Source organism: Streptomyces zhihengii, from assembly GCF_016919245.1.
GTDB lineage: Bacteria > Actinomycetota > Actinomycetes > Streptomycetales > Streptomycetaceae > Streptomyces > Streptomyces zhihengii.
Genome location: NZ_JAFEJA010000001.1, coordinates 2,190,572 through 2,215,029, shown reverse-complemented (window position 1 = coordinate 2,215,029; position 24,458 = coordinate 2,190,572). Strand labels below are relative to the sequence as shown.

Here is a 24,458-nt window from a genome sequence, read left to right as displayed (position 1 = left end):
CGTCCTCACTTCGGGGATGGTTTCTTTCCGGCGCTCGCGGTGTCCGGGGCGGCTCCGGCGGTGTCCGGGGCACCCGGGACCGCGCCCGCGGCGTCCGGGGCGGCTTCCGCGCCTGCGTCGGGGGCGGCTTCCGCGGTGTCCGGGACCGCTTCCGCCCGGTGCTCGCGCAGGGCGGCCCGCAGGTGCAGCCACCACACGGCCGAGGCGCAGACGGTCGCGGCGGCGACGCCCCAGGCCGAGCCGGCCGTGCCGCCGGCGGCCGCGCCGCCGAGCCCGCCGGTGACGTAGCAGGCGGAGGCGAACAACTGGCTGCGCAGGCTGCGCCGGGCCGCGCCGAGCGCGCGCAGTCCGGCCGCCGCGCCGGTGCCCAGGCCGGCGCCCGCGACGCCGACGGTGACGGGCACCACGAGGGCGGACGCGCCGTCCCACACCCCGCCGAGCACGAAGGCGCCCGCCCGGTCGGGCACCAGCAGCAGCGCCCCGCCCCAGAGCAGCGCGGCGGCGGCCTGTCCGCCGCCGAGGAGGAGACAGAACCGGCCGAGCCGGTGCGGGGCCCGCCGCAGCACCCGTGCCGCCTCGGCGACGGTGACCAGGGACAGCCCCATCAGCAGGGCGAGGAACGGCCCGAGCAGCAGTTCGGCGCCCCGGATCACCCCCACCGCGCCGACCCCGACGATCACGCCGAGGCCGTACGCCCGCAACTGGCTCGCGCCGCTGTTGCTGACGTTCTCGACGAGGTAGCGGTAGCCGAGGTCGCGGTGCTCGCGCAGCCAGGCGCGTGCGCCGCCCGCCAGCGGCCGGATGCCGGACTGGACGCGGCCGTACACCGCGGCCACCGCGGCGGATCCGCCCCAGGCGAGCACGAAGGCGGCCACACTGCCCACCCGGGCGGCCACCACCATGGCGGGGACGAGCGCGACGCCCCACACCACGTCGTTGACGAACGCCTTCCGCCCCGTCCCGGCGGCGAAGAACGCGTACCGCCAGGCGTCCTGGAGCAGCAGCCCCGGCAGCACCACGCCGAGGCAGACGAACGCGGGCCCCACCGTGCCGCCGAGGGCGAGCCCGATGGCCAGGCACACCGCGCCGACGACGGCGCCGGTGCCCAGGGCGGTGCCCGAGGACCGGGCCACCGCCCTGCGCCAGGAGCTGTCGGACACGCCGCTGAAGCGCACCACGAGGGGGTCGGTGGCCACGCCGCGGGAGATGTTGAGCACCACGCCGTAGGTCACCCAGGCCAGGCTGAACACACCGAAGGCGGCGAGCCCCAGCGAGCGTGCCACGTAGATGCCCACCGCGAAGTTGGTCATGCTGGAGGCCGCCTGGTCGGCCAGCCCCCAGGACAGCCGCCCGGCGACGGCCCGCCGGGCGCTCCGCCCGGTGTCCCCGGCCGGTGCCGCCGGTGCCGTCGGCGGCACCGGCGGGTCGTCGTGGGTGGTCACCGGCGTCACGCCTTGATCAGCCCGGCGCCGTGCAGGGCTCCGGCCGCCGCCGCGACGGTGTCGAACGGCAGGCCCGAGCGTTCCGCGACGTCCAGCAGGCCGTGCTCGCCGTCGGAGAGGCTGAGCACCCAGAGCATGGCCATCTGGGCCTCCTTCGCGTCGCTGCGCCCGCCGAGCGAGTCGTACAGCCCGCGCCGGCCCAACTGCGGCTCGCCGTACGGGCTGAGGTTGACGTACCGCCGGTTGCGGTCGAGCACGGCGAACGCCTCGCGGCACACCGCGAGGGTGTCCTCCATCGCCGCCGGGGAGACGAAGTCCGGGTTGTCCGCCGAGGTGTGGTACTCGGGATAGCCGGCGTACGGGGTGCGGCTGAGCGAGCCCACCCCGAGGTCGAACCCGGGGGAGCAGAACTGCCGCTCGTCGTAGCCGTACGGGGTGAAGTCGTCGATCCGGTGCGGGCGTTCGGAGGTCTCCAGCACGTACCGCAGCACCCGGTCGATCTCGGCGTCGCCGCGTCTGCTCCGCTTGTAGGTGAGCCGGCCCCGGTCGCCGGCGCAGGCCAGCACCAGGCCGTGCCTGACCTCGTCGATCCGCTCCGCGTTGCGGGCCAGCCAGGTGATCGCCCCGATGGTGCCGGGCGCGAACAGGAAGCGGTAGGTGTAGTGGGGCGTCCGCTCGGCCAGCGCCCGGGCGAGGAACACCGCCACCGCGACGCCGGCCAGGTTGTCGTTGGCCAGCGAGGGGTGGCAGACGTGGCAGGAGACGATGACCTCGTCGGCGACCTGCCCGGGGACCACGTGCTCGGCGTAGGTGAGGTGCCCGTCGGCGAGCGTGGAGTCGATGCGCACCTCGTACTCGCCGTCCGGCATCGCGTCCAGGGTCTCCTGGGCCAGGCAGAAGCCCCATTCCGGCTTCCAGTAGCTGGTGCGGTACGGCACCAGGGACGGCTGGCCGGGCAGCGTGTGGAGGTGTCCGCGCAGCTCGTCCAGGGGCATGGTCGCCGACACGGGCACGCTGTAGCCGAGCACGTGCAGGCTGGACGCGGCGAAGTCGACGACCCGGTGGCCCGCGGCGTCGGCGATGTACGCGTCCCGGATGTTCCACTCCTGGGGCACCGTCCAGTCGAGCACCTCGGTGCCGGTCGGCACCTCGTGCACCCGCAGCGGGATGTACTCGTCGACGATGTCCAGGGTGGCCCGGACCCCGTCGCCGGTGATGCTCCGGCAGAGCGGGTACAGCCGCTCCACCAGTGCGTGCATCTCCTCGCCCGGCGTGGTCACCGGCGCCACCGCAGGGTGTCGTCGACGGTGCCGGCCGCGGACGCCGCGCGGAGCACGGCCAGCCGGGTGAAGCGCTGCTCGAACTCCTCGCGGCTCAGGCCGTGTTCGCGGTAGGCGTCGGCGAGTTCGATGGCGCCCTGCTTCACCGTCCACTCGCAGTCGAAGCCGGGAATCGCGGCGCGGAACCGGGAGAAGTCCACCCGGTAGGAACGCGGGTCGGCGCCGTTCTCGCCGGTGATCACCACCTCGGAGCCGGGCACCGCCTCGGCGACCTGCTGGGCGATCTCGGCGACGGTGACGTTGTTGACCTCGCTGCCGATGTTGAACGCCCGGTCGTGCACCGCCTCGCGCGGCGCGTCCAGGGCGGCCGTGAAGGCCCGGGCGATGTCGGCGGCGTGCACCAGCGGACGCCAGGGGGTGCCGTCGGAGAGCACCAGCACCTCGCCGGAGAGCAGCGCGTGGCCCACCAGGTTGTTGAGCACGATGTCGGCGCGCAGCCGGGGCGAGTGCCCGAAGGCGGTGGCGTTGCGCATGTACACCGGGCTGAAGCCGTCGTCGGCCAGCTCGTGGAGGTCGTCCTCCACCCGCACCTTGGACTCCGCGTACGGCGTCACCGGGCGCAGCGGGGCGTCCTCGGCGACGAGTCCGCCGCCGCCGGCGGCGCCGTAGACCGAGCAGGTGGACGCGTACAGGAAGCGCCGCACGCCGGCGTCGCGGGCGAGGCGGGCGAGGCGGACCGAGGCGTGGTGGTTGATGTCGTAGGTGAGGTCCGGGGCGAGCGCGCCCAGCGGGTCGTTGGACAGGGCGGCCAGGTGGATCACGGCGTCGACGCCGGCCAGGTGGCCGGCCGTGACGTCGCGCAGGTCCACCCGGACGCCGGGCGGGTCCGCGGGCGCGGGGCCCAGCACGCAGTCGGCGAACAGGCCGGAGTCCAGGCCGGTGACCTCGTGCCCGGCGGCCGCCAGTACGGGGGCCATCACCGTGCCGAGATAGCCCTGGTGTCCGGTCAGCAGTACGCGCACAGTTCATTCCCCCAGGTCGAGAGTGAGTTTGGTGACGGCGAACGCCTCGGCGTAGCGCGTGTGGCTTTCGATGCCGCGGATCCGGGCCAGCCCGAGGAAGGCCTCCCGGTCGTACCAGGGCCGGTGCCGCTGCGAGGGGTAGTGCGCCTCCATCAGCGCCGCCTTGCGTTCGGCGGTCTCCGGCGTCAGCGGCTGGTACGCCACCGGACGGCCGAGGTCGCCGTCCCATTTGACGATCTCGTAGCCGAGCACGAGGTGGTCGCGGTAGGCGGTGGTCATCAGCCGTGCCAGGCCGCTGTGGTCCTGGTGCGCGTCGTCGGTGCGCGGGGCGAGGATCAGGTCCGGCTCCGTCCGGGCGCGCAGCTCCTCCACCGCCGACTTGACCTCCTCCCAGCGGCCGGGCATCCGGCCGTCCGGCAGTTTGAGCACGGTCAGCCGCAGGTCGGCGCCGGGGCAGAAGTCGGCGAGCGCGGCCCGCTCCTCCTGCTCCCGTTCGCCCCCGCCGCCGGAGAGCACCAGCGCGTCGACCCGCAGGCCCGGCCGCGCCCGGCACAGCGTCAGCAGCGTGCCGCCGGCGCCGATGGCGATGTCGTCGCAGTGCGCGCCCACGGCGACGATCCGCTCCAGGCGCCCGGCCCCGAGCCGGATCACGCGGACCCCACCGTGACACCGTCGCGTTCCCACACGGCCCACGGGCGGTCGCCCCGGGCGTAGGCCTCGTCGAGCGCGGCGCGCTCCTTCACGGTGTCGGTCGGCTTCCAGAAGCCGCGGTGCTGGTGGGCCACCAGCCGTCCCTGCTTGGCCAGTTGCCCGCACCCGTCGGCGACGAGGTCGCCGCCCTCGGGGATGTGGTCGAAGATCTCCTGGCGGAGCACGAAGTAGCCGCCGTTCTCCCACAGCGGCAGTTCGCTCACCGGGGTGATGCCGCCGACCAGGCCGTCCTCGCCCAGGTCCACGCAGTGGAACGAGGACTGCGGCGGCACCACCATCATGGACGCGCCGGCGTCGCGCCGGGCGAAGCGGTCGATCATCTCCGGCAGCGGTGCGTCGGTGAGCACGTCGGCGTAGTTGGCGAGGAACATCTCGTCGCCGTCCAGGTGGTGCCGCACCCGGCGCAGCCGCTCCCCGATCGGGGACTCGATGCCGGTCTGGGCGAAGGTGATCGTCCAGTCCGAGATGTCGGTGGACAGCAGCTCGGTGCGCCCGCCGCGGAGCACGAAGTCGTTGGACGTGGTCTCCTCGTAGCCGAGGAAGAAGTCCTTGATGTGGTGGGCCCCGTAGCCGAGGCACAGGATGAACTCCGTGTGCCCGAAGTGCGCGTAGTAGCGCATGACGTGCCAGATCAGCGGCCGGGGGCCGACCATCGCCATCGGCTTGGGGACGTCGTCGGTGGCACCGCTGCGCATCCGCATCCCGTAACCGCCGCAGAACAGGACGACCTTCATCGCGTGACCTCGACAATGCTCAGTTCCGGTATGGGGAAGACCAGCCGGCCGCCCCACTCGTGCACGAAGGAGAGCTGCTCGACCAGCTCGTCCCGCAGGTTCCACGGCAGGACGAGGACCCAGTCCGGCCGGTCGGCGGCGATCCGCTCGGGCGGCAGGATCGGGATCCGGGTGCCGGGGGTGAACCGGCCGTGCTTGTACGGGTTGCGGTCGACCGTGTACGCCAGCAGGTCGGGCCGGATGCCGCAGTGGTTGAGCAGGGTGTTGCCCTTGCCCGGGGCGCCGTAGCCGACGACGGTCTCGCCGCGCTCGGCGGCGTCGATCAGGAAGCGCAGCAGATCCCGGCGCACCTTGGCCACCCGGGCGGAGAACTCGGCGTAACCGGACAGCTCCTGGAGCCCGGCGGCCTTCTCCCGGTCCAGCACCTCGGCCACCCGGGCGGACGGCTCGCCCGCCACCTCGGCGGGCCGGGCCCACAGCCGGATGGAACCGCCGTGCGTCGGCAGCAGTTCGACGTCCACGAGCGTCAGACCGCCGCTGGCGAGCGCCCGGATCGCGGAGGCGACCGTGTAGTACTGGAAGTGCTCGTGGTAGATCGTGTCGTACTGGTTCTCCTCGATCAGGGTCAGCAGGTGCTGCACCTCGACGGACACCCAGCCGTCGTCGGCGACCAGGGCCCGCAGCCCCTGCGTGAAGCCGACCACGTCGGGGATGTGCGCGTACACGTTGTTGGCCACGACCAGGTCGGCCGGGCCGTGCTCGGCGCGGACACCGGCGGCCGTGTCCGGGTCCAGGAACGCGGTGACCGTGGGCACGCCCGCGTCCCGCGCCGCGGCGCCGACGTTCACCGAGGGCTCGATGCCCAGGCAGCGGATCCCGCGCTCCACGACGTGCTTCAGCAGATAGCCGTCGTTGCTCGCGACCTCGACCACGAAGGAGCCGTCGCCGAGGCCCAGCCGCCCGGCCGCGCCGGCGACGAAGGTGCGCGCGTGCTCCACCCAGGAGGTCGAGTACGAGGAGAAGTACGCGTACTCGCTGAACGTCTCCTCGGGTGTGATCAGCGGCGGGATCTGCGCCAGCCAGCACTCCGTGCAGACCCGCAGGTGCAGCGGGTACGCCGGCTCCGGCGAGTCCAGCTGGTCCGCGGCGAGAAAGCTCTCGCACGGCGGTGTGGCCCCCAGGTCGACGACGCTCGCCGTCGCCGCCGAGCCGCACAGTCGGCATCGTGTCATCTGCTTCCCCCATCCCGCTCGCGCGGGTGTCCCCGCCGCGAGCCCGTTCTCGTGTCCCCTGCCGGCGGCGGGCCCTCCCCGCCGCCCGACCGTGCCGCGAGTGCGGCGCGGTACCCCTCCTCCAGACGCTCCAGCCCGACGGCCGGGCTGAAGCCCTGCTCGTAACGGCGCCGGGCCGCCCGTCCCATCTCCCGGCCGGCGGCCCCGCCCGCCGTGATCCGCCGCAGGCTCGCGGCGAGCGAGGCGGCGTCGCCCGGACGGTGCAGCAGGCCGGTCACCCCGTCCTCGACGAGTTCGGTGAAGGCGCCGTGCCCGGCGGCGACGGCCGGGACCCCCGCCGCCATCGCCTCCACGGCCACCAGGCCGAACGCCTCCATCCAGGTGGACGGGGCCACCACGGCGACCGACCGGGCGACGGCCCGCCGGCACTGCTCCGGGTCGTACAGGCCCGCGTACCGCACGTCGTCGCGGCCCGCCGCCCAGGCGGTCACCTCCGGCTCCAGCGGCCCCGCCCCGGCGATCACCAGCGGCACGCCGACACCGCCGCCGGCGGCGATCTCGTCCCACGCGGCCATGAGCAGCCGTACGCCCTTGGCCTCCGCCAGCCGGCCGAGGAAGAGCAGATGCTCCCCGTCGCCCTCGCGCAGCGCGCCCGGGTCGGGCACGAAGTTGTGCTTCACCGCGAGCCGTTCGGCCGGCATGCCGGACCGGACGAGGACGTCGCGCTGCGCGGCGGAGATGCAGAAGAACCGCTCCACCCCGGACCACCAGCGCCGCCGGTTGACCGACAGGCTGAGCGCGAGCGGCACCGTCGCCAGCCGGGAGTTCCGGTAGCAGCCGTGCCGGACGGCCGGCAGCGGTGTGGAGCCGACGCACTCGGAGCACGGCCGGCCGTCCCGCTGGAGCGTGCCGGGCGGGCAGACCTGGGTGTAGTTGTGCAGCGTGGCGACGGCGGGCACCCCGGCGTCGGCGCAGGCCGCCAGCACCGCGGGCGACAGCAGCGGGAAGACGTTGTGGACGTGCACCACGTCCGGGCGTTCGGCGCGGAGCCGGGCGGCCAGCTCGGTGCGGACGGCCGGGTTCCACGGCACCAGCAGCGGCAGCGCGGCCTTGCGCGGCAGCGACAGGGCGCCGATGTCGTCGCTGCGCCGCTCGAACAGACCGACCCGGTGGCCGGCCCCGCGCAGCAGCGCCACCTCCTGGTCGACGACGTTGTTCTCCCCGCTCGGCTGCGCCGAGGCGTAGCGGTTGTGCACCACGAGGACGTGCATGGGTCAGGTCACCTCCGGTGTGCGGGCCTGTCGGGGAAGGGACGGCCCGGGCACGGCGGGCGCATCCCCGGGCTCGCGCGCGGCGGGTGCGCCCGGAAGCCCTCGCGCGTCGGGTGCCTCGTGCTCCGGTGCGACGGGCGCCTCGTGGGCCTCCCGCGCGTCCGGCGCCTCGTGCCCCTCCGGTGCGGCGGGCGCCGCGAGCAGGGAGGCGGCCACGGCCAGATGCAGCAGGTACGGCGAGGCGTCCCCGAGCCCCGCCTCGGTGTACGAGGCGATCGCGCAGTAGCTGATCAGGAAGATCGCGCAGGCCCTCGACAGCGACGGCGGACGCAGCAGCGCGACACCGCCCAGCACCACGAAGACCGCGGTCACCAGCACGACACCGGTCACGCCCTGCTCGTGGTAGACGGCCAGCCAGCTGTTGTCGATCGGCAGCCCGCCGAAGGACTTGTCGCCCAGCCCCGCGCCGAACAGGTACTCGGTGGCCGTCCGGGGGGCCGCCAGCAGGGCGTCCCAGACCTTGGCCCGGCCCGTCAGGCTGGTGAAGTTCTCCTGGCTCTGCCCGCGCAGGAACCACGCCTGCACCAGGGAGCCGAAGCCGACCGCCGCCACCACGGCGCACAGCACCGTCCAGGCGAAGAACCGGCGGGCGGCGGCGCTGGTCAGCACGAGCGAGCCGATGGCCAGCACCAGGCCGGCGATCAGGCCGATCGTGGCCGTCCGGGTGTGGGTCAGCGCGAGCAGCACCAGGGCCGGCACGACGACCACCGCCGCGCCGCGCCCGTCGGTGCGGCGGCCCAGCACGAGCAGCACGGCCAGTCCGGTGATCACCGCGGCGTACTGCCCGATCTGCGGCGGGGTCAGCGGCCACAGCGCGCCGACCAGCCGCCCGCCGTACAGCTCGGGCATCGCGGCGCCCGGCGACAGGATCGCGCCCGCGGCCACCGAGCACAGCACCGCGAAGTACATCCGGATGTGGTGCCGCACGAACGTCGTCCCGCCGTCCCACCAGCGGCTGAGCAGCCACAGCGTGGCGACGAACAGACCCAGGCGGGCGCAGCGGAACAGCGCGCCGAAGCCGGACTCCAGATGCACGCTGGACAGCACGCTCGGCACCAGCAGCAGCGTGAGCAGGAAGACATAGGCCCCGGGCCGGACCCGCAGCCGGAGATTGACGGCGAGCGCCAGCGTGAACGCGGCGACCAGCGCGCCCATGGTGACCATCTGGATGAGGGAGCGGGGCAGCGGGACGATGGTCTGCGCCCCGGTGGAGCCGAGCGTGTTGAGGATCAGCAGTCCCCAGACCGTCCCGACGATCCTCGGCGTGTGGTCCGCGGTCATCTCACCCACCGTCCCGTGCGCGGAAGGTGCTGCCCGCGTCCTGCTGGTACGGCGTGCCCTGCCACTGACCGGGGTCGAGCATCCGGCTCGGGTCGTGGGCGACGAACGTCCACGGCCCGACGTAGTCGTTGTCGAAGAAGCGGTTGTCCTGCTCGCGGGTGATCGCCTCGGCCACCCGCTCGCCCTGGTAGGGCGACCAGTCCGGATAGGTGCCGTAGTTGGCGAGCACCGCCATCCGGTCGCACTTGACCGTGCAGTGGACGACGGACTTGTCCAGCACGAAGCGGTTGCCGTGGACGTCCACCCGCTGGGTCTTCCACCGGCAGTCGTCGTAGAGCGGCGGTCCGGCGATCGCCGGCTGGGCGCAGCGGGCGGTGTCCTTCACCAGCAGGGTGCAGTGCCCGGAGGAGGTGTTGGCGGGGCTGTTGCAGAACCGGTCGGCGTTCTCCCACAGGGTGATGCCGGACCAGTTGTTCTCCAGCACGTTGCGGTGGATCTCGATCCGGTCGGTACGGGCCCTGATCCGCGGTTCGCCGCCGGACTCCGACACGTAGACGGTCCCGAACGGGAAGGTGTCGCCCCGGTCGGCGTACCGGCGCCCCTCGACCCAGTTGTTCCGCCGGATCGTGTTGGCGCGGATCACCGCGTTGTAGCTGGTCTCGTAGATCAGCGCGGCCCCGTCGTTGGACTCCAGGACGTTGCCCTCGATGCGGAAGTCGTTGTTGTTGGTGTCCGCCCACAGCCCGGCGCCGCGGTTGTCGTGCACCCAGTTGCCGCGGATGTCGGCGCCGTCCACGGCCCAGAACTTGACGCCGCCGGTGCAGCCGCAGCCCGGCCGCCGCCGCTCCCAGTCGTCGGTGTTGTTGCCCGTGATCTCGTTGCCCTCGACCACCAGCCCGGTGATCGTGCCGCCGGCCTTGTACGCGTTCATGCCGTACTGGCCGTTGGCCCGCAGGCAGTTGGCGCGGACCCGCTGGCGGGCGCCGGCCATCAGCCCGGCACCGGAGTTGTGCTGGATCGTGGCGTGCTCGACGACCCACCCGTCGGCCGAGTCGTGGTTGACCACGCCCTCGTCGTGCGGCGCGACGAAGCCCTGCACCGTCAGATGGCGGATGGTGACGTCGGGGGCGGCGCCGCCGAAGGCGTACTGGTTGGTCCGCCGGCCGTCGAGCACCGCGCCCGGCGCGCCGAGGTAGCTGTTCCCCTCCTTGGGGACGACCTGGGCGAAGCGGTCCGCCGGGAGGGTGTGGGTGCCCGGCCGGAGCCAGAACGTGGTGCGCGGGGGACTGTTCCTGGTCTTCACGGCCAGGTCGCCGGTGACCGCGGGGTCGACCGTCACCGCGCCCGCGGGCGCCGTCGCCGGCCCCGCCGCGGGCGCGGCGCACACCCGGGCCGCCGACTTCGGCGCCGCGGCGCCCGGCGCCGGGCGGGCGTCCGGCGTGCTCTCGCAGCCGGTCGCCGCCAGCAGCAGGGCCAGCAGCACCAGCGGTGCCGCCGGTGACGCCCGGTGCCGCCGGCCGATCCCCACGGTCCCCACGTGTCAGGCCCCCCGACCGCGGAAGGCGAGCACGGTGGTGAACCGCACCGACGGCGCGCTGCCGTCGGTGAAGCCGGTGCCGACCAGGGTGGTGCTGGGTTCCTTGCGCCCGAACCCGGCGGAGTACCAGCCGAGCGGCGGCTCGCTCTCGCCGCGGTGCGCCCGCCAGGTCAGCCCGCCGGGCAGGTCGAGGACCGCGGAGCGCTCCTCGCCGTCGTGGGTCCAGCCGAGCCGCGCCCTGCCGCCCGTCAGTTCGGCGGTGACCGCGGGGCCGAGGTGGAACGCCAGGCGCACGGCGCGGCGCGGCCCGCTCACCTCGTCGGTGATCCTCAGCTCCCGGGTCGCGGCCGTCAGTTCCACCTGCCGCCGGTGCGCGGAGCCCTGGTAGCCGTCGTGCTCGGCGCACCAGCGGGACGTCCCCCCGGTGAGGGCGCCGGAGGTGTCCGCCGCCAGCACCTGGCTGCGGGCGTGCCTCGTCCACAGGAACGGGCCGCCGGAGACGGACTGGTCGGCGCCGTCCAGCTCCAGGGTGTTGTGGCCGAGGGTCGAGCGGAAGTAGTTCCGCCACTCGGGCTGGCCGTGGTAGCAGTACGTCCCCGGGTCGGCGAGCACGTCGACGCCGTCCTGGCGGACCTCCACGGACAGGGCGTCGGCGTGGGCGTGCGCGGCGATGGACAGGAAGCCGTGCGGGCCGCCGTCGCACCGGCACCAGATGCCGTCCGGGCCGCGCAGCACGGTGAGGCCGGCGTCGGCGAAGTGGGCGGGCCGGCTCTCCGGGCGCGACACGTCCGCCCGGTACGGGCGGAGCAGCGCGGCCAGCAGCGGGGTGCGCACATCGGTGCCGGTGACCTCGGGCCACCAGGGCAGCCGGCCGAACACCGCCTCCCCGGTGGCCAGCAGCGAGCCCCAGCGACCGGTGCCCGTACCGTCCAGGACCAGGCCGTGCCCGTCGTCGGCGTCGCCCTGACGCGGCGGACGCAGCCGGTCGTCGACGACGGCCGCGAGGGCGTCGGTCATCCGCAGCAGCACCAGCCGGACGCCGGCGGGGACGGGCACGCCGGCCGCGTCCGCCTCGGCCACCGCGGCCAGGCCCAGTTCCAGCACCAGCCCGTGGTACTCGGTGGCCAGCTCGCGGTTGAGGCCGGAGGCGAAGGTGTTGGCGCGCAGCTGCCGCTCCAGCGACCGCAGCGCCCGGTCCCGCCAGCGCGCCGAGGAGGGGAACCAGCCGAAGGCGCAGGCCGCGGCGAACTGCCCGGCGGCCTCGGCGACGACGTGGTTGTTCGCCGAGGAGCCCCGGCTGGGGAAGCCGGCCAGCCAGCGCTGGTGGTGCCAGATCTGGTTCAGCGCCACCGGGTTGTCCTCGAACAGGGCGGCGGCGCCCGGCCAGCCGTCGAGCAGCCGGCGGATCCACACCCACGACAGCAGCCGGATGCCCAGCTCGATGCCGCTGGTCCAGTGCACGCCGCGCAGCGGTGCGTTGGCCGCCCACCACGACCGCAGATGCGCGGCCACCCGCTCCGCGTACCGCTCGTCGCCGGTGAGGGCGTAGGCGGCGGCGAGCACGGTCAGGTACTGGTGCCTCGACGGCTCCCAGATCTGCTTGATGTCCCCGACCGCGTCCTCGTCGCGGTACGGCACGTCGAAGGCGTGGACCCAGGGGGCCCGGCGCCCGGTCTTCGGGTCGAGGCACCAGTCCGGGTCGGCCAGGTCGTCGCGGGTCACGCCGAAGAACTCGGCGTGACCGGCCATCAGCCGGTCGGCGTCGGCGATCAGGCGCTTCACGGCGTCCGGCGGCACCGCGTCGGCCGCCCCCGCGGGCAGCACCGCGGTGAACCGGGCGCCGGTCACCTCCGGGCAGGCCTGCGGCGCGGCACGCCACCGCCGCCGGCGTAAGGTGTCGGCCACCCGGCCGCCGATCTCCCGCGGCCCCATCCGGGACAGCCGCCGCAGGTACCAGCCCGGGCTGCCGGAGCGCACGGTCATCGGGCCCCCGCCAGCGTCACCGGCAGGCCGCTCGCCAGACCGGTCCGGACGGCGAGCGTGGCCGCCGTGGTGGCGGCCAGCGACTCCAGCGGCACCGGCATCGGGCCGCCGGTCCGCACGGCCCTGACGAAGGCGGCCAGTTCGGCCGACTGGCCCTTGTCCCGGGCCTTGGGCAGCCGCGAACTGACCCACTTCCTGCGGCCGTACACACTGGCGCGCACGAAGTCGTCGAGCCGCAGCACCCGGCCGTCGGCGACCAGGTCCAGGGTCTCCTTGGGGAACCCGGGGGAGCCGGTGGTGACGTAGCTGATGGTGGCCGTGGAGCCGTCCGGGTAGCCGAGCACGACCTGGAGGTCCTCGTTGCCGGGCGTGGTGACCGCGTACACCGAGACCGGATCGGCGTCGAGCAGCCAGCTCGCGGTGTCGATGAAGTGCCCGCCCTCGCCGGCGAACCGGGAGCCCTCGGTGTCCTGCCGGAGGTACCAGCTCCCGTGTGCCAGGCCGCCCGCGTTGACCAGGTAGCGCAGGCTCGCCGGGCCGGTCCTGGCGCCGAACCGCGCCTTGGCCTCCCGCAGCAGCGGGGCGAACCGGCGGTTGAAGCCGACCTGGATCCGGTCGTTGCCGGACTCCTCCACCGCAGCGAGCACACCGGCCAGTTCGTCGCCGGTGAGCGCGAGCGGCTTCTCCACGAAGACCGCCTTGCCGGCCAGCAGCGCCTTGCGGGTCAGTTCGGCGTGCGAGCTGTGCCGGGTGACCACGAACACCGCGTCGACGCCGTCGTCCCCGAGGACGGTGTCGAGGTCGGTGGTGGCCTCGGCGAAGCCGAACTTCCGCCGCGCGTTGGCCGCGGACAGCGCCGTCGTGGTGACGACCGCCGCCAGCTCGACGCCGTCGCGCCGTGCCAGGTGCGGCAGCAGCATCGACGTCGCGTAGTTGCCCGCGCCGACGAACGCGAGGCGCACCGGCTTCCCGGCGGCCGGGGCGGGCCGCTGCCGCGCGGTGGCCGCGGGCGGCCTCACCGCGGGCACGGTCACCTCCGGGGCCGCCGCCCCCGCCGCGTCCGCCTGCTGGTCCGGGTAGCGGAACAGCACGGCCACGGCCTTGAGTTCGCCGTCCTTCAGGCTCCGGTAGGTCTCGACGGCGTCGTCGAAGTCGGCGACACGGGAGACCAGGGGCTCCACGTCGACGCTGCCGCGGGCGACGAGGTCGAGGAAGCACGCCAGGTTGCGGCGCTCGGTCCAGCGGACGTAGCCGATCGGGTAGTCCCGTCCCTCCAGCTCGTACTCCGGGTCGTAGCGCCCGGGGCCGTAGCTGCGGGAGAAGCGGACGTCCAGCTCCTTCTCGTAGTACGCGTTCCACGGCAGGTCGAGGCGGCACTTGCCGATGTCGACGACCCGGCCGCGGTCCCGGCACAGCCGGGCGGCCAGCTCGACGGGCTGGTTGCTGCCGCCGCCCGCGGCCAGGTACACCTGGTCCACGCCGTGGCCGCCGGTGAGTTCGGCGACGGCGCCCTCCACGGCCGCGGACTCGGGGTCGCCGCAGGCCGCGGCGCCGAGCCGCTCGGCGAGCTCGCAGCGCGCCGGGTCGGGGTCGACGCCGACGACCCGGACCCCGGAGGCGGTGAGCAACTGCACCACGAGCTGCCCGATCAGGCCGAGGCCGATGACCAGCGCCGTCTCGCCGAGCCGGGACTCGCCCTGGCGGACGCCCTGCAGGGCGATCGAGCCGACGGTGCCGAAGGCCGCGTGCCGGGCCTCCAGGCCGTCCGGAACCGGGGCGTAGAGGTTCTTCGGCACCCAGTTCAGCTCGGCGTGCAGCGCGTGCTCGTTGCCGGCGCAGGCCACCAGGTCGCCGGCCTTGACGTCGTCGACGCCGGCGCCGACCTGCTCGACCACCCCGCACAGCGAATAGCCCAGCGGCGTCCAGGAGTCCAGCTTGCCCATCACCTTGCGGTAGGTGGCGGGCACCCCGTTGACGGCCACGCTCTGCATGACCTTCGCCACCTGGTCCGGCCGGGAACGCGCCTTGCCCAGCATCGACATGCCGGCCTCGGACACCTTCATCAGCTCGGTCCCGGTGGAGATCAGCGAGTAGGCGCTGCGCACCAGCACACCGCCCGGCTTGCACCCCGGCACCGGCACGTCCAGCACCGCCAGCTCGCCGCTCTTGTAGTTCTGTACGACCTGCTTCACCCGAACTCCTGTCGCATTACCGTTCGCATTCCCGTCGGATTACTGAGCCGTCGGTCGAGTGCCGTGACCGGCTCCTGAGGTCGCGCCGCGATACCAGTACTCGAGCGTCAGCACGTGCCACAGATGCTTGGAGTGGTCCCGGTGCCCCGCGGCGTCCTCCGCGGCCAGCCGTGCCAGCGCGTCACGGCGCAGGAAGCCGGACCTGACGAGTTCGCCGTCATGGATCACCTCGCGCACCAGCGGCGCCAGGTCCCGGCTCATCCAGGCCCGCAGCGGGGCGCTGAACAGGCCCTTGGGCCGGTACACGATCTCCCGCGGCAGGACGGTGGCGGCCGCCTCCTTGAGGACGGCCTTGCCCTGCCGTCCGACGATCTTGCGGTCACCGGGCACCGCGAACGCCGCCCTGACCACCTCCACGTCCACATAGGGCACCCGCACCTCGGTCGACGCGGCCATGCTGGAGCGGTCCGTGTAGGCGAGGTTCAGGCCCGGCAGGAACATCCGCGAGTCGCCCAGGCACATCCGGTTCACGAAGTCGTCGAGCTCGTTGTCCCGGTAGACGTCCGCGTGCTCGGTCAGCACGTCGTCGACCGTCCCGGCCAGGTCCGGGTCGATCAGGGCGAGCAGCTCGTCCCGGTCGTACATGGTGTAGCTGCGCCGGAACGCCGTCTCCTCCGGCAGGTCGGCGAAGGAGAGGAACCGCTTGGCGAAGCGCACCGACCGGTACCCCCGCCGGGACGAGGCGACCGGCAGCCGGTCCACCGCCCCCGACAGGCCGCGCCGCAGCGGCCGCGGCACGCGCTGGTAGCGCAGCGCGAGCAGGTTGGCCAGGTGCTTGCGGTAGCCGGCGAACAGCTCGTCGGCGCCCATCCCCGACAGCATCACCTTGACCCCGGCCTCCCGGGCGGCCGAGCAGATCAGGAACGTGTTGATCGCGGCGGGGTCGCCGATCGGCTCGTCCAGGTGGTACGTCATCCGCGGCAGCAGGTCGAGCACGTCCGGCGCGATCTCGATCTCGTGGAGGTCCACACCGAAGCGCCCGGCCACCTGCCGCGCGTAGCGCAGGTCGTCCGGCATCGCCTCGAACCGGGCGTCCTCGGCCCGGAAGCCGATCGTGTACGCGGAGATCCCGGGCCGGTCGCGGGCGGCCAGCGCCGTCAGGTAGCTGGAGTCGAGGCCGCCGGACAGGAACGTCGCCACGGGGACGTCGGAGAGCAGATGCCTGCGGGTCGACTCCTCGACGACGGCGGCGATGTCCGGCAGATCCCCGGCGCGGGCCCGCTCCCGGCCCTCGGCGGCGACGTCCTTCAGGTGCCAGAACCGGCCGCGCTCCACCCGGCCGTCGGGCCGGCACCGCAGCCAGCTCCCGGGCGGCAGCTTCTCCGCCTCGCGGAACGCGCACCGGGAGTCGGGCACCCAGTAGTACAGCAGCGAGGCCACCAGCGCCGCGTGGTCCACCTCCAGCGACCCGCCGGTCACGGCCGCCAGCGCCTTCAGCTCGGAGGCGAACACCAGGCCCTCGCCGCGCCGCATCAGGAACAGCGGCTTGATGCCGAGCTGGTCGCGGGCGAGGACCAGTTCACCGGTCCGCTCGTCGAAGATCCCGAACGCGAACATGCCGCGCAGCCGGGGCAGGCAGTCCGTGCCCCAGCGCCGCCACGCCTCCAGCAGCACCTCGGTGTCGGAGGTGCCGCGGAAGCGCACCCCGGCGGCCGTCAGCTCGGCCCGCAGCTCGGGCGCGTTGTACAGCTCGCCGTTGTACGTCAGCACGAGGCCGTCCGAGAGCATCGGCTGGGCGCCGGTCCCGGACAGGTCGATGATCGCCAGCCTGCGGTGCCCGAGGTGCACCTCGCCGTCGCCGACGGGGTGGCTGTAGCGGCCCGCCCCGTCCGGGCCGCGGTGGGCGAGGGTGTCGGTGAGCCGGTCGGCCACGGCCTTCCCGTCCGGCCACCGGTACGTGCCTGCGATGCCACACATGTCCTACCTCGCCTCCTGATCGCTGTCCGGGACCCGCACCGCCCATGTCGGCCGCCGCTCCGCCGGCCGTTCCTCCCGCACCGTCTGGACGGCGTGGGGCGCGGCCTCCCCGTTCCGGGGGGCCGGCGGCCCGCTCCGGCCGCGCGGGGCGGGCGGGCCGTCCCACAGGGTGCCGTCGGTCCGGTCGCGCGGATCGGGGTCGATCAGCACCACCCCGACCACCTCGACGTGCTGGTCCGCGAGCTGCCGCGCCACCGTGTGCAGCCACGCCGTGCTGCCGTGCCCGGCCCGCACCACGAGCACCGTCCGGGTGCCGAGGTACCGCAGATCGGTCCACGCCGTGCCGGGCGCCACCGAGCCGACGCCGAGCCTCAGTTCCCCGGGCGGCACCGTCCCTGCGGCCTCGCCGCCGACCACGGCCGGGTCTCCCGGCCTGGGGCGGCGGCGGGCGAGCCGCGCCCCGGGCAGGCCGTCGACGACGACCACCGGCCCCTGCGGCGCCAGCGCCCCGGCGAGGTCCAGGGCGATCGCACCCGTACTCGGCGCACAGCCCAGTTCCAGCAGCGACACCGGCTCCGCCGAGCCGCGCACGGTGCGGGCCAGGGTCGTGGTGAGCCGTTCGCGCGCCGTCCGGGTCCGCCGGCGCCGCCACCGTCCGGACGACCGGCGGGGCAGCTCCGCGAGGACCGAGGCGCCCAGGTGCGCCGCGATGTCCCGCCGCAGCACCGGGCGGTCCGCGACCACCGTGCCGACCGCGGCCGCCGCGAGCCCGAGGGCGAGCCCGAGCACGAGCCCGATCCCGGCGTCGGTGGCGGCTGCCCGGGGCAGGGAGTGCCGCACCGCGCGCGGCGCGTCCACGATCTGGGTGCCGGCGACGAGCCGGGGCGTACCCATCCGCGCCTCTGCGGCGCGCTGGTCGAAGTCGGCGATCCGCGAGGTGAGTTCGGCCCGCCGGGCGAAGAGCGACTCCAGGTTCGCGGACGCCTTCGGCCCGCTCTCAGAAGCGCCCTCGCCGATCGCCCGGTCGACCTCGGCGAGGTCCTCGCGCATCCGGTCGCGCTGGTCGAGCAGGGACGTGGCCTCGGCGTTCGCCGCCTCCTGTATCCGCCGCACATGGTCCGCGACGAACGCGTCGGCCAGCGCCCCCGCGCGGGCCACCGCCTCGGCGTCGCTGTCGCCCGACACCGTGATCCGCAGCAGGTTGTTGGTCAGGCCGGCGCCGGCGTAGTCCTCCATGAAGTCCTCCGGCTTCTCCGGGGAACCGAGGGACCTGAGCGCCTGTCCCGCGATCCGCGTGGTGTGCAGCAGCCCCACGTCGGTGCGGATCAGCGTGCCGGGATCGTTCGGCTGGTCCTCCTGGTGCGCGACCAGGACCGTGGTCTCGGCGGTCGGCGGCGGCGGCAGCAGCAGCGCCACCGCCACCCCGGCGAGCAGCCCCAGCAGCCCCATGGCACACCACAGGCGCCGCCGTCGGCGCACCGCGACCACCAGCGCCTGGAGGTCGATCAGCGGAGCGGCGGCCGGCGGCTGCGGCGTCGTCCTCGCGGTCACCGGGAGACCCCCCTCGTGTCGTCGCCGGCCGCGAGGGCCGGCGCCGCCGGAGGCCGGGGACGGCCGGCGGAGCGGGCCGAGGGGGCCCACCCGGCTCCGGCCAGGACGATGCCGACGACCTCGTGCCCGGCGTCCGCGCACGCGCCGGAGACGCCGGCCAGCTCCTCCGCCGTCCACAGCCCCGCGCTGAGCACCACCAGCACGCCCGACTCCCCGTCGCGGTCGGGCACCAGCGGCCCGGCCACCGGGACCTCCACCGTCCGCAGCACGGGGCCCTCCCCGCCGGCCTCGGCGAGGAGCTGCCCGGCGGCCCGCAGCGCGGTCCCGTCGCCCTCCGGCACGACGACCAGCAGCTCCCGCGGGTCCGGCAGCCGTTCCCGCAGGCGGGCGTGCACCCGCCGGTAGCGGACCCGCCGGCCCGCCTCGTCGCCGGACGCCTGCGGCGGCGGCACGTCCCACCGGACGTCGGCGCCCACCAGCCGGCGGAGCCCGGCCCACCGGCCGGTGTCCTCCGGCCGGTGCGCCGCCGGCGCCCCGGGCACGTCCACCGTGCCGAGCGACGCCGAGCCGAGCGCCGCCGCGATCTCCGCCTCGGTGCGCAGCCGGCGGCTCATCCGGGCGGCGGTGAGATGCCCGACGACCGCGACCAGGAAGAACAGCAGCGCCCCGCCGGCGACGAGCTGGATCCGCGTCGGCGGCGCCTCGCCCGTCGGCCGGGCCGCCGGGCCCATGACGACCATGTCGGCCTGGTCGGCGGCCGGATCGGCCTCGTCCAGCTTGCGCACCGCCTCCTGCAGCGCGGTGCGCAGTTTGGCCAGCTCGGTGCGGGTCTGCACGCTCTCCACGCTCTGCCCCGTGCTGTCCTCGGCCAGTTCGGTGATCCGGCGGCTCGTCTGCACCACCATCTGCCGCAGCGCCTCGGGCCCGCCCACCGCCTCGGGGTCGGTGCCGTCGCCCGCGATCCGCGCGGCGAAGGAGACGAACTGCCGGGCCACCTGGTCGGCGAGCTGCTGCGCGCGCTCCGGGGAGTCCGCGGTGCCCGAGATCTTCACGATGTTCCCGTCGGCGGTCTGCGCCGTCACCCGCTCACGGAGCTCGACGCCGTCGGTGCCGCTCCAGTCGAGTGCGGCGGCCGCGCGGTCGACCACCACCGAGCTGGTCGCGATCTCCGCCTGCGTCAGCAGCTCGCGCTCCTCCCACGCGCCCGGCAGCAGCACCGACGCCGAGGTCGTGTACCGCGGCGGGAGCAGCAGCGAGGTGCCGTAGCCGACGAGCGCGCCCACCACCGCGAGGACGGTGAGCAGCCGCCGGCGACGACGGATAATCCGCCCGATGGTGACCAGGCGTATCGTGTCGTCGCTCAACGGCCGGGCCTCTTCCCGGCCCGGCCGGTGCCGCCGGTCCCTATGCCGCCCGGCCCGGCGCCGTCGGGGCAGGCGGCGGCGTAGGCGGCGAGCAGCGACGCCTGCGAGTTCCGCCAGGAGAGCTTCCCGCCGATCCGCTCCTGGCCGATCTTGCCCATCAGGGCCCGCTTCTCCGGATCGTCCATCAGCTCAGCGACGAGCCCCGCGAACGCGCTCTCGTCGTCGGCGGGCGCGTAGAGAGCGGCGTCCCCGGCGGAGACCCGCGCCTCCTTGAGGTCGAACGAGACGATCGGCCGGCCCATCACCATGTACTCCAGGACCTTGTTCATGGTCGACACGTCGTTCAGCGGATTGTGCGGGTCGGGGGAGAGACAGACGTCGGCGGTGGACAGGTAGCGCACCAGATCGGCGTCCGGGACGCGCCCGGTGAACTGCACCTGCTCCGAGAGCCCGAGCCGCCGCGACAGTTCCACCATCGCGTCGAAGGTGTCGCCGGCGCCGACGAACACCGCGTGCCAGTCGGTCCGCCCGTGGTCGTCGCGCAGCTTCGCCAGGGCCCGCAGCGCGTAGTCGACACCGTCCTGCGGCCCCATGACGCCGAGATAGCAGAGCAGATGGGGCTTGCCGCGCTTCAGCTCAGGCTCGGGCGGCACCGGGTGGAAGCGGTCGATGTCGGGGGCGCTGCGCACCACGAAGACGTCCTCGGGCCGCTTGCCGCCGCGGCGCACCGCGACGTCCCGGTAGCTCTCGTTGGTGGCGAGCACCACGTCCGCGGCCCGGTAGGTGCGCCGCTCCAGCGCGCACACGGCGCGGTAGAGCAGGTCCTTGCCGCGCCCGAACCGGGAGAGGTACAGCTCGGGGACGAGGTCGTGCTGGTCGAAGACGAACCGCGCCCCGCGCCGCTTCAGCCACAGGGCCGGCAGGAACAGCAGGTCCGGCGGGTTGCAGGCGTGCACCACGTCGACCGGTCCGACCGCGCGGGCCAGCCGGAAGGTGTGCCGGAGCGCCGATCCGTACTCCCGCAGATAGCCGGCCGGACCGCCGGTGGCGGCGCGCAGCGGGTAGCGGTGGATCCGCACCCCGTCGATCACCGCCTCCGCCTCGGTGTCCCGCTTGCCGCCCTGCGGACAGATCACGTCCACCTGCCAGCCCGCGTCGCGCAGCGTCGTGCACTCCTGCCACACCCGCCGGTCGAAGGGGACCGACAGGTTCTCCACCAGGACCAGCGCGCGCCGGCCCGGCCGTCCGGCGGCCTGTGGGCGGCCGGCGGACGTGCCCCCGGCCTGCGTGCCGTCGCCGGACGTGTTGTCGGACGATGTGTCGCCGTCGGGCGAGGTGTCACCAAGCAAGGCCCATGTACCCCGGTTCGGCCCGCCGCGCGTCGGCGTCGGGAAGGTGGACGAGATCGACGATCACCGGGCCGTCGCCGCCGCGGGGCAGCTTCGACAGCACCTGGGGGTCCCTGGTCCCGACGAGGCACACCTCGGCGTGGTCCAGCACCTCCTCGACGGAGTCCGCGAGCAGTTGGGCGAGGTGCGGCAGCCGGTTCTCGATGTATTCGCGGTTGGCGCCGAGCAGCCGGGAGAGGCTCACGTTGGCGTCGTAGATCCTGAGGTCGTACCCCTTGCCGAAGAGCCGCTCCGCGAGCTCGACGAGCGGGCTCTCCCGGAGGTCGTCGGTGCCGGGTTTGAAGGACAGCCCGAAGATGCCCGCCCGTCTCTTCCCGGTCCGCTCCACCATCTCCACCGCGCGTTGCAGATGGTCGGCGTTGGACGGCAGCACATGGGACAGGATGGGCACCGAGACATCGGCCCGCCGCGCCGCGTGGACCAGGCTGCGCAGGTCCTTGGGCAGGCAGGAGCCGCCGAAGGCGAAGCCGGGCCGCAGATAGGCGGGGCTGATGTTCAGCTTGCGGTCGGCCAGGAAGACGTCCATCACCTGGTGGGAGTCCACACCGAGCGCCTGGCACACCGCGCCCATCTCGTTGGCGAAGCCGATCTTCAGGCCGTGGAAGGCGTTGTCCGCGTACTTGATGGCCTCCGCCGTCGGGATCGGCACCCGGAACACCTCGCCGGGCAGCCCCTCGTACAGCGCGAGCACCGCGTCGCCGCTCGCCGCGTCGAGTTCGCCGACGACGGTCTTCGGCGGGTCGAAGAAGTCCTTCACGCTGGTGCCCTCGCGCAGGAACTCCGGGTTGACGGCGACGCCCACGTCCACCCCGGCCGTGCCGCCGACGTACTTCTCCAGGATGGGCACCAGCAGGTTCAGACAGGTGCCCGGCAGCATGGTGCTGCGGAACACGACGGTGTGCCGCCCGCCGCGCTCGGCCAGGGCCGCGCCGATCTCCTGGGTGACCCGCTCCAAGTAGGTCGTGCACAGACTGCCGTTGGGCTCCGAGGGAGTGCCCACGCAGACCAGCGACACCTCGCTGTCCATGATCGCCTCACGGACGTCGGTGGTGGCGCGTAACGTCCCCGTCCGCACGACCTCGGCGATCAGCTCGCCGATGCGCTCCTCGACCACCGGCGCCCGGCCGTCGTTGACCAGGTCGACCTTCACCTGGTTGACGTCCACGCCGATGACGTCGTGCCCCATGCTCGCCAGGCACGCGGCCGACACGCAGCCCACGTAGCCGAGCCCGAACACACTGACTCTCATGACCCGTTCCTCCCCCCGGGCAGGCCCCGGTGGCCTGCGCTCCGTCCCCCTGGCGGGCCCTGCGGGCCCTCGGTCCTCCCACCGGCGGCGTCCCCCGACGCCGCCGGACCTCGGTGTGTCAGTACGCTCCCTGTCCGTGGATCACCGCACGCAGCGTCTTCCACAAGATCACCGTGTCCAGGGCGAGCGACCAGTCCTCCACGTACCGCAGGTCGAGGCGCACCGCCTCCTCCCACGACAGGTCGCTGCGTCCGCTGATCTGCCACAGACCGGTCAGCCCGGGCTTGACCAGCAGCCGGCGCCGGATGTCCGGGCCGTACGCGGCCGACTCCTCCGGCAGCGGCGGCCGGGGGCCGACGAGCGACATCGAACCCGTCAACACGTTGAACAGCTGCGGGAGTTCGTCCAGCGAGTAGCGGCGCAGCACCGAGCCCACCCGCGTCACCCGCGGATCGCTGCGCATCTTGAACAGCAGGCCCGCGCCCTCGTTGTGCTCGGCCAGCGCCGCACGCGCCCCGTGCGCCCCGCTGACCATGGTGCGGAACTTCAGAATGGTGAACTCGCGGCCGTCCTTGCCGACCCTGCGCTGGCGGTAGAACGCCCCGCCCCGGCTGTCCGTCAGCACCGCGAGCCCGACGCACACCATCAGCGGTGCGAACACCACCAGCAGGACCGCCGCGCCCAGCCGGTCGACGACCTCCTTCACCGCCCGCCGGCCCCCGGTGAAGGACGGCATGCTGACCCGCAGCAGCGGGATCCCGAGCACCGCGTCGACATGCAGCCGCGGTCCCGCCACCTCCATCAGCACCGGCGCCACGATCATCTCGGCGTCGCTGCCCTCCAGGTTCCAGGCGAGCCGCTGCAAGCGGTCCGGTGACCAGTGCGGGTCCGGGGTGACGGCGACGACGCGGTAGCCGTCGCGGCGGACGTGGTTGGCGACGTCCGTCAGCGGGCCGACCACCGGCACACCGTCCAGCTCGTCGCCGTCGGGCCCGTGGCCGTCCGTGGTGCACACGGCGTCCACCCGCCAGCCGAGATGCGGGAACTTGCGGGTCCGGGTGATCAGGTCGCCCACGGTGGCCGGGCTGCCGGCGGCGAGCACCGGCCGCAGGCACCGGCCCTCGTTGCGCTGCTTGTGCAGCCACAGACGCAGCAGGTACCGCGAGGTCATGGTGACGAGCGCGATCGCGGGGATCGCGACGAAGATCCAGAGCTTGATGTTGCGCGAGGTCAGGGCGATGCCGCCGAGTGCCAGCACCACGGTCGCCGTGAACAGGGACCGTCCCAGCCGCCGGAACTCCTCGGCCCCCTGGCCGAGGACCGCGGGGGCCCACGACCGGGTGACCGCGAGCGCCCCCAGCACCAGAAGCTCGGTGCCGAACGCGAGAATGCCCCACTTCTCATGCCAGTTGGCCGCGTCCCGGGCCCCGAAGAAGTTGCCGATCGCCGCCACCACGAAGGCGGTGGCCACGGTGTCGCTGATGATCACGGTACGCCGGTACCGCTGCTCCCATTCGATCGCGGGTCTGCTGATCTCCCCGTTCGCCAGACGCCCGCGCGCAGACGGAAACGGGCTGACTAATCCCCCTTGCCGCACAGAACCCCCCAAGGTCCCCAGTGATCAGACGTGTTCGCCTCGCACTGTCGCTCCCCCACCGGGAGGCCCCCGCCTCCCGTACCGCCCCTCCCCACGCGAGGACCCGGCGCACGACACAGGCCGGCCCGTCGCGTTGCGTGAAACCCCCCGGCGACGGCACACCCGCCGTCCGCCCGACTCCCCCTGCACACGGCACCCGGCGGGATCCCGGGTGCTCCCCGCACCCGGAATCCTTCGCGGATCCCGCGGATCGATCTTCCCCACATCCGGCGCGGGGGACGTGATCAGTGCCCTTCCGCAGCGCCGGACCTATAGATCATTAACTGGTCGCCTCGTGCCCGATCGGCTGAAGCACGGTCAATCTAGACCATGGAGACCGGCGTGGAGAGGGGATGTGTGGAATTCGTGGTCAACCTTTGAGACTTCATCCACAAGCCGGTCACGAGGTGGGGGCGTCTTCACGCCACACGCGTCCCTCGGGGCCCTGTGAGCACCGCGTTCTCTGCCGGGCGGGGCCGTGGCGCGCTGTGCCGGGCGGGCCCGTGGCGCGCTTTGCCGGGCAGGCC

The 24,458-nt window shown here is 74.0% G+C and carries 17 protein-coding genes; all 17 read right to left on the bottom strand.

Annotated features, from left to right (window positions below):
* Nucleotides 1-5: 5 nt before the first annotated feature.
* Nucleotides 6-1,451, bottom strand: coding sequence for an MATE family efflux transporter (locus JE024_RS08990; RefSeq protein WP_372449784.1), 1,446 nt, complete (start codon nucleotides 1,449-1,451; stop codon nucleotides 6-8).
* Nucleotides 1,448-2,731, bottom strand: a complete 1,284-nt coding sequence (locus JE024_RS08985) for a DUF4910 domain-containing protein (protein WP_205373080.1) — start codon at nucleotides 2,729-2,731, stop codon at nucleotides 1,448-1,450. The genes JE024_RS08990 and JE024_RS08985 overlap by 4 nt, the downstream gene beginning before the upstream one ends.
* Entirely contained in the window at nucleotides 2,719-3,744 is a 1,026-nt protein-coding gene (locus JE024_RS08980; RefSeq protein WP_205373079.1) for an NAD-dependent epimerase/dehydratase family protein, read from the bottom strand. Before JE024_RS08980 ends, JE024_RS08985 begins: the two co-directional genes overlap by 13 nt.
* A gap of 3 nt (nucleotides 3,745-3,747) precedes the next feature.
* Complete coding sequence (locus JE024_RS08975; RefSeq protein WP_205373078.1) at nucleotides 3,748-4,395, bottom strand: PIG-L deacetylase family protein; 648 nt, start codon at nucleotides 4,393-4,395, stop codon at nucleotides 3,748-3,750.
* Nucleotides 4,392-5,189, bottom strand: a complete 798-nt coding sequence (locus JE024_RS08970) for a sugar phosphate nucleotidyltransferase (RefSeq protein WP_205373077.1) — start codon at nucleotides 5,187-5,189, stop codon at nucleotides 4,392-4,394. The genes JE024_RS08975 and JE024_RS08970 overlap by 4 nt, the downstream gene beginning before the upstream one ends.
* On the bottom strand, nucleotides 5,186-6,421 hold the full coding sequence (locus JE024_RS08965) for a class I SAM-dependent methyltransferase (RefSeq protein ID WP_205373076.1): 1,236 nt from the start codon (nucleotides 6,419-6,421) through the stop codon (nucleotides 5,186-5,188). The genes JE024_RS08970 and JE024_RS08965 overlap by 4 nt, the downstream gene beginning before the upstream one ends.
* Entirely contained in the window at nucleotides 6,418-7,692 is a 1,275-nt protein-coding gene (locus tag JE024_RS08960) for a glycosyltransferase (RefSeq protein WP_205373075.1), read from the bottom strand. The genes JE024_RS08965 and JE024_RS08960 overlap by 4 nt, the downstream gene beginning before the upstream one ends.
* A 3-nt stretch (nucleotides 7,693-7,695) precedes the next feature.
* On the bottom strand, nucleotides 7,696-9,033 hold the full coding sequence (locus JE024_RS08955; RefSeq protein ID WP_205373074.1) for an O-antigen ligase domain-containing protein: 1,338 nt from the start codon (nucleotides 9,031-9,033) through the stop codon (nucleotides 7,696-7,698).
* A 1-nt stretch (nucleotide 9,034) separates the two neighbouring features.
* Nucleotides 9,035-10,561, bottom strand: a complete 1,527-nt coding sequence (locus JE024_RS08950; RefSeq protein WP_205376458.1) for a right-handed parallel beta-helix repeat-containing protein — start codon at nucleotides 10,559-10,561, stop codon at nucleotides 9,035-9,037.
* Between the two features lie 12 nt (nucleotides 10,562-10,573).
* Nucleotides 10,574-12,553 carry a heparinase II/III family protein gene (locus JE024_RS08945; RefSeq protein ID WP_205373073.1) on the bottom strand — a complete coding sequence of 660 codons (1,980 nt, stop codon included), beginning with the start codon at nucleotides 12,551-12,553 and terminating at the stop codon, nucleotides 10,574-10,576.
* On the bottom strand, nucleotides 12,550-14,745 hold the full coding sequence (locus JE024_RS08940) for a bi-domain-containing oxidoreductase (protein WP_205373072.1): 2,196 nt from the start codon (nucleotides 14,743-14,745) through the stop codon (nucleotides 12,550-12,552). The genes JE024_RS08945 and JE024_RS08940 overlap by 4 nt, the downstream gene beginning before the upstream one ends.
* 39 nt (nucleotides 14,746-14,784) lie before the next feature.
* Nucleotides 14,785-16,722: an asparagine synthase (glutamine-hydrolyzing) gene (gene asnB / locus JE024_RS08935; protein WP_205373071.1), complete on the bottom strand. Its 1,938-nt coding sequence runs from the start codon at nucleotides 16,720-16,722 to the stop codon at nucleotides 14,785-14,787.
* A 3-nt stretch (nucleotides 16,723-16,725) separates the two neighbouring features.
* A complete protein-coding gene (locus tag JE024_RS08930; RefSeq protein WP_205373070.1) occupies nucleotides 16,726-18,273 on the bottom strand; it encodes a Wzz/FepE/Etk N-terminal domain-containing protein in 1,548 nt (515 codons plus the stop codon).
* A complete protein-coding gene (locus JE024_RS08925; RefSeq protein WP_205373069.1) occupies nucleotides 18,270-19,637 on the bottom strand; it encodes a Wzz/FepE/Etk N-terminal domain-containing protein in 1,368 nt (455 codons plus the stop codon). The genes JE024_RS08930 and JE024_RS08925 overlap by 4 nt, the downstream gene beginning before the upstream one ends.
* Nucleotides 19,634-20,986 (bottom strand): glycosyltransferase family 4 protein, encoded by a 1,353-nt coding sequence (locus JE024_RS08920; RefSeq protein WP_372449782.1) that lies wholly within the window; start codon nucleotides 20,984-20,986, stop codon nucleotides 19,634-19,636. Before JE024_RS08920 ends, JE024_RS08925 begins: the two co-directional genes overlap by 4 nt.
* A complete protein-coding gene (locus JE024_RS08915) occupies nucleotides 20,976-22,295 on the bottom strand; it encodes a nucleotide sugar dehydrogenase (RefSeq protein WP_205373068.1) in 1,320 nt (439 codons plus the stop codon). The genes JE024_RS08920 and JE024_RS08915 overlap by 11 nt, the downstream gene beginning before the upstream one ends.
* 118 nt (nucleotides 22,296-22,413) lie before the next feature.
* Nucleotides 22,414-23,892, bottom strand: a complete 1,479-nt coding sequence (locus JE024_RS08910) for a sugar transferase (RefSeq protein WP_205373067.1) — start codon at nucleotides 23,890-23,892, stop codon at nucleotides 22,414-22,416.
* Between the last annotated feature and the right edge of the window lie 566 nt (nucleotides 23,893-24,458).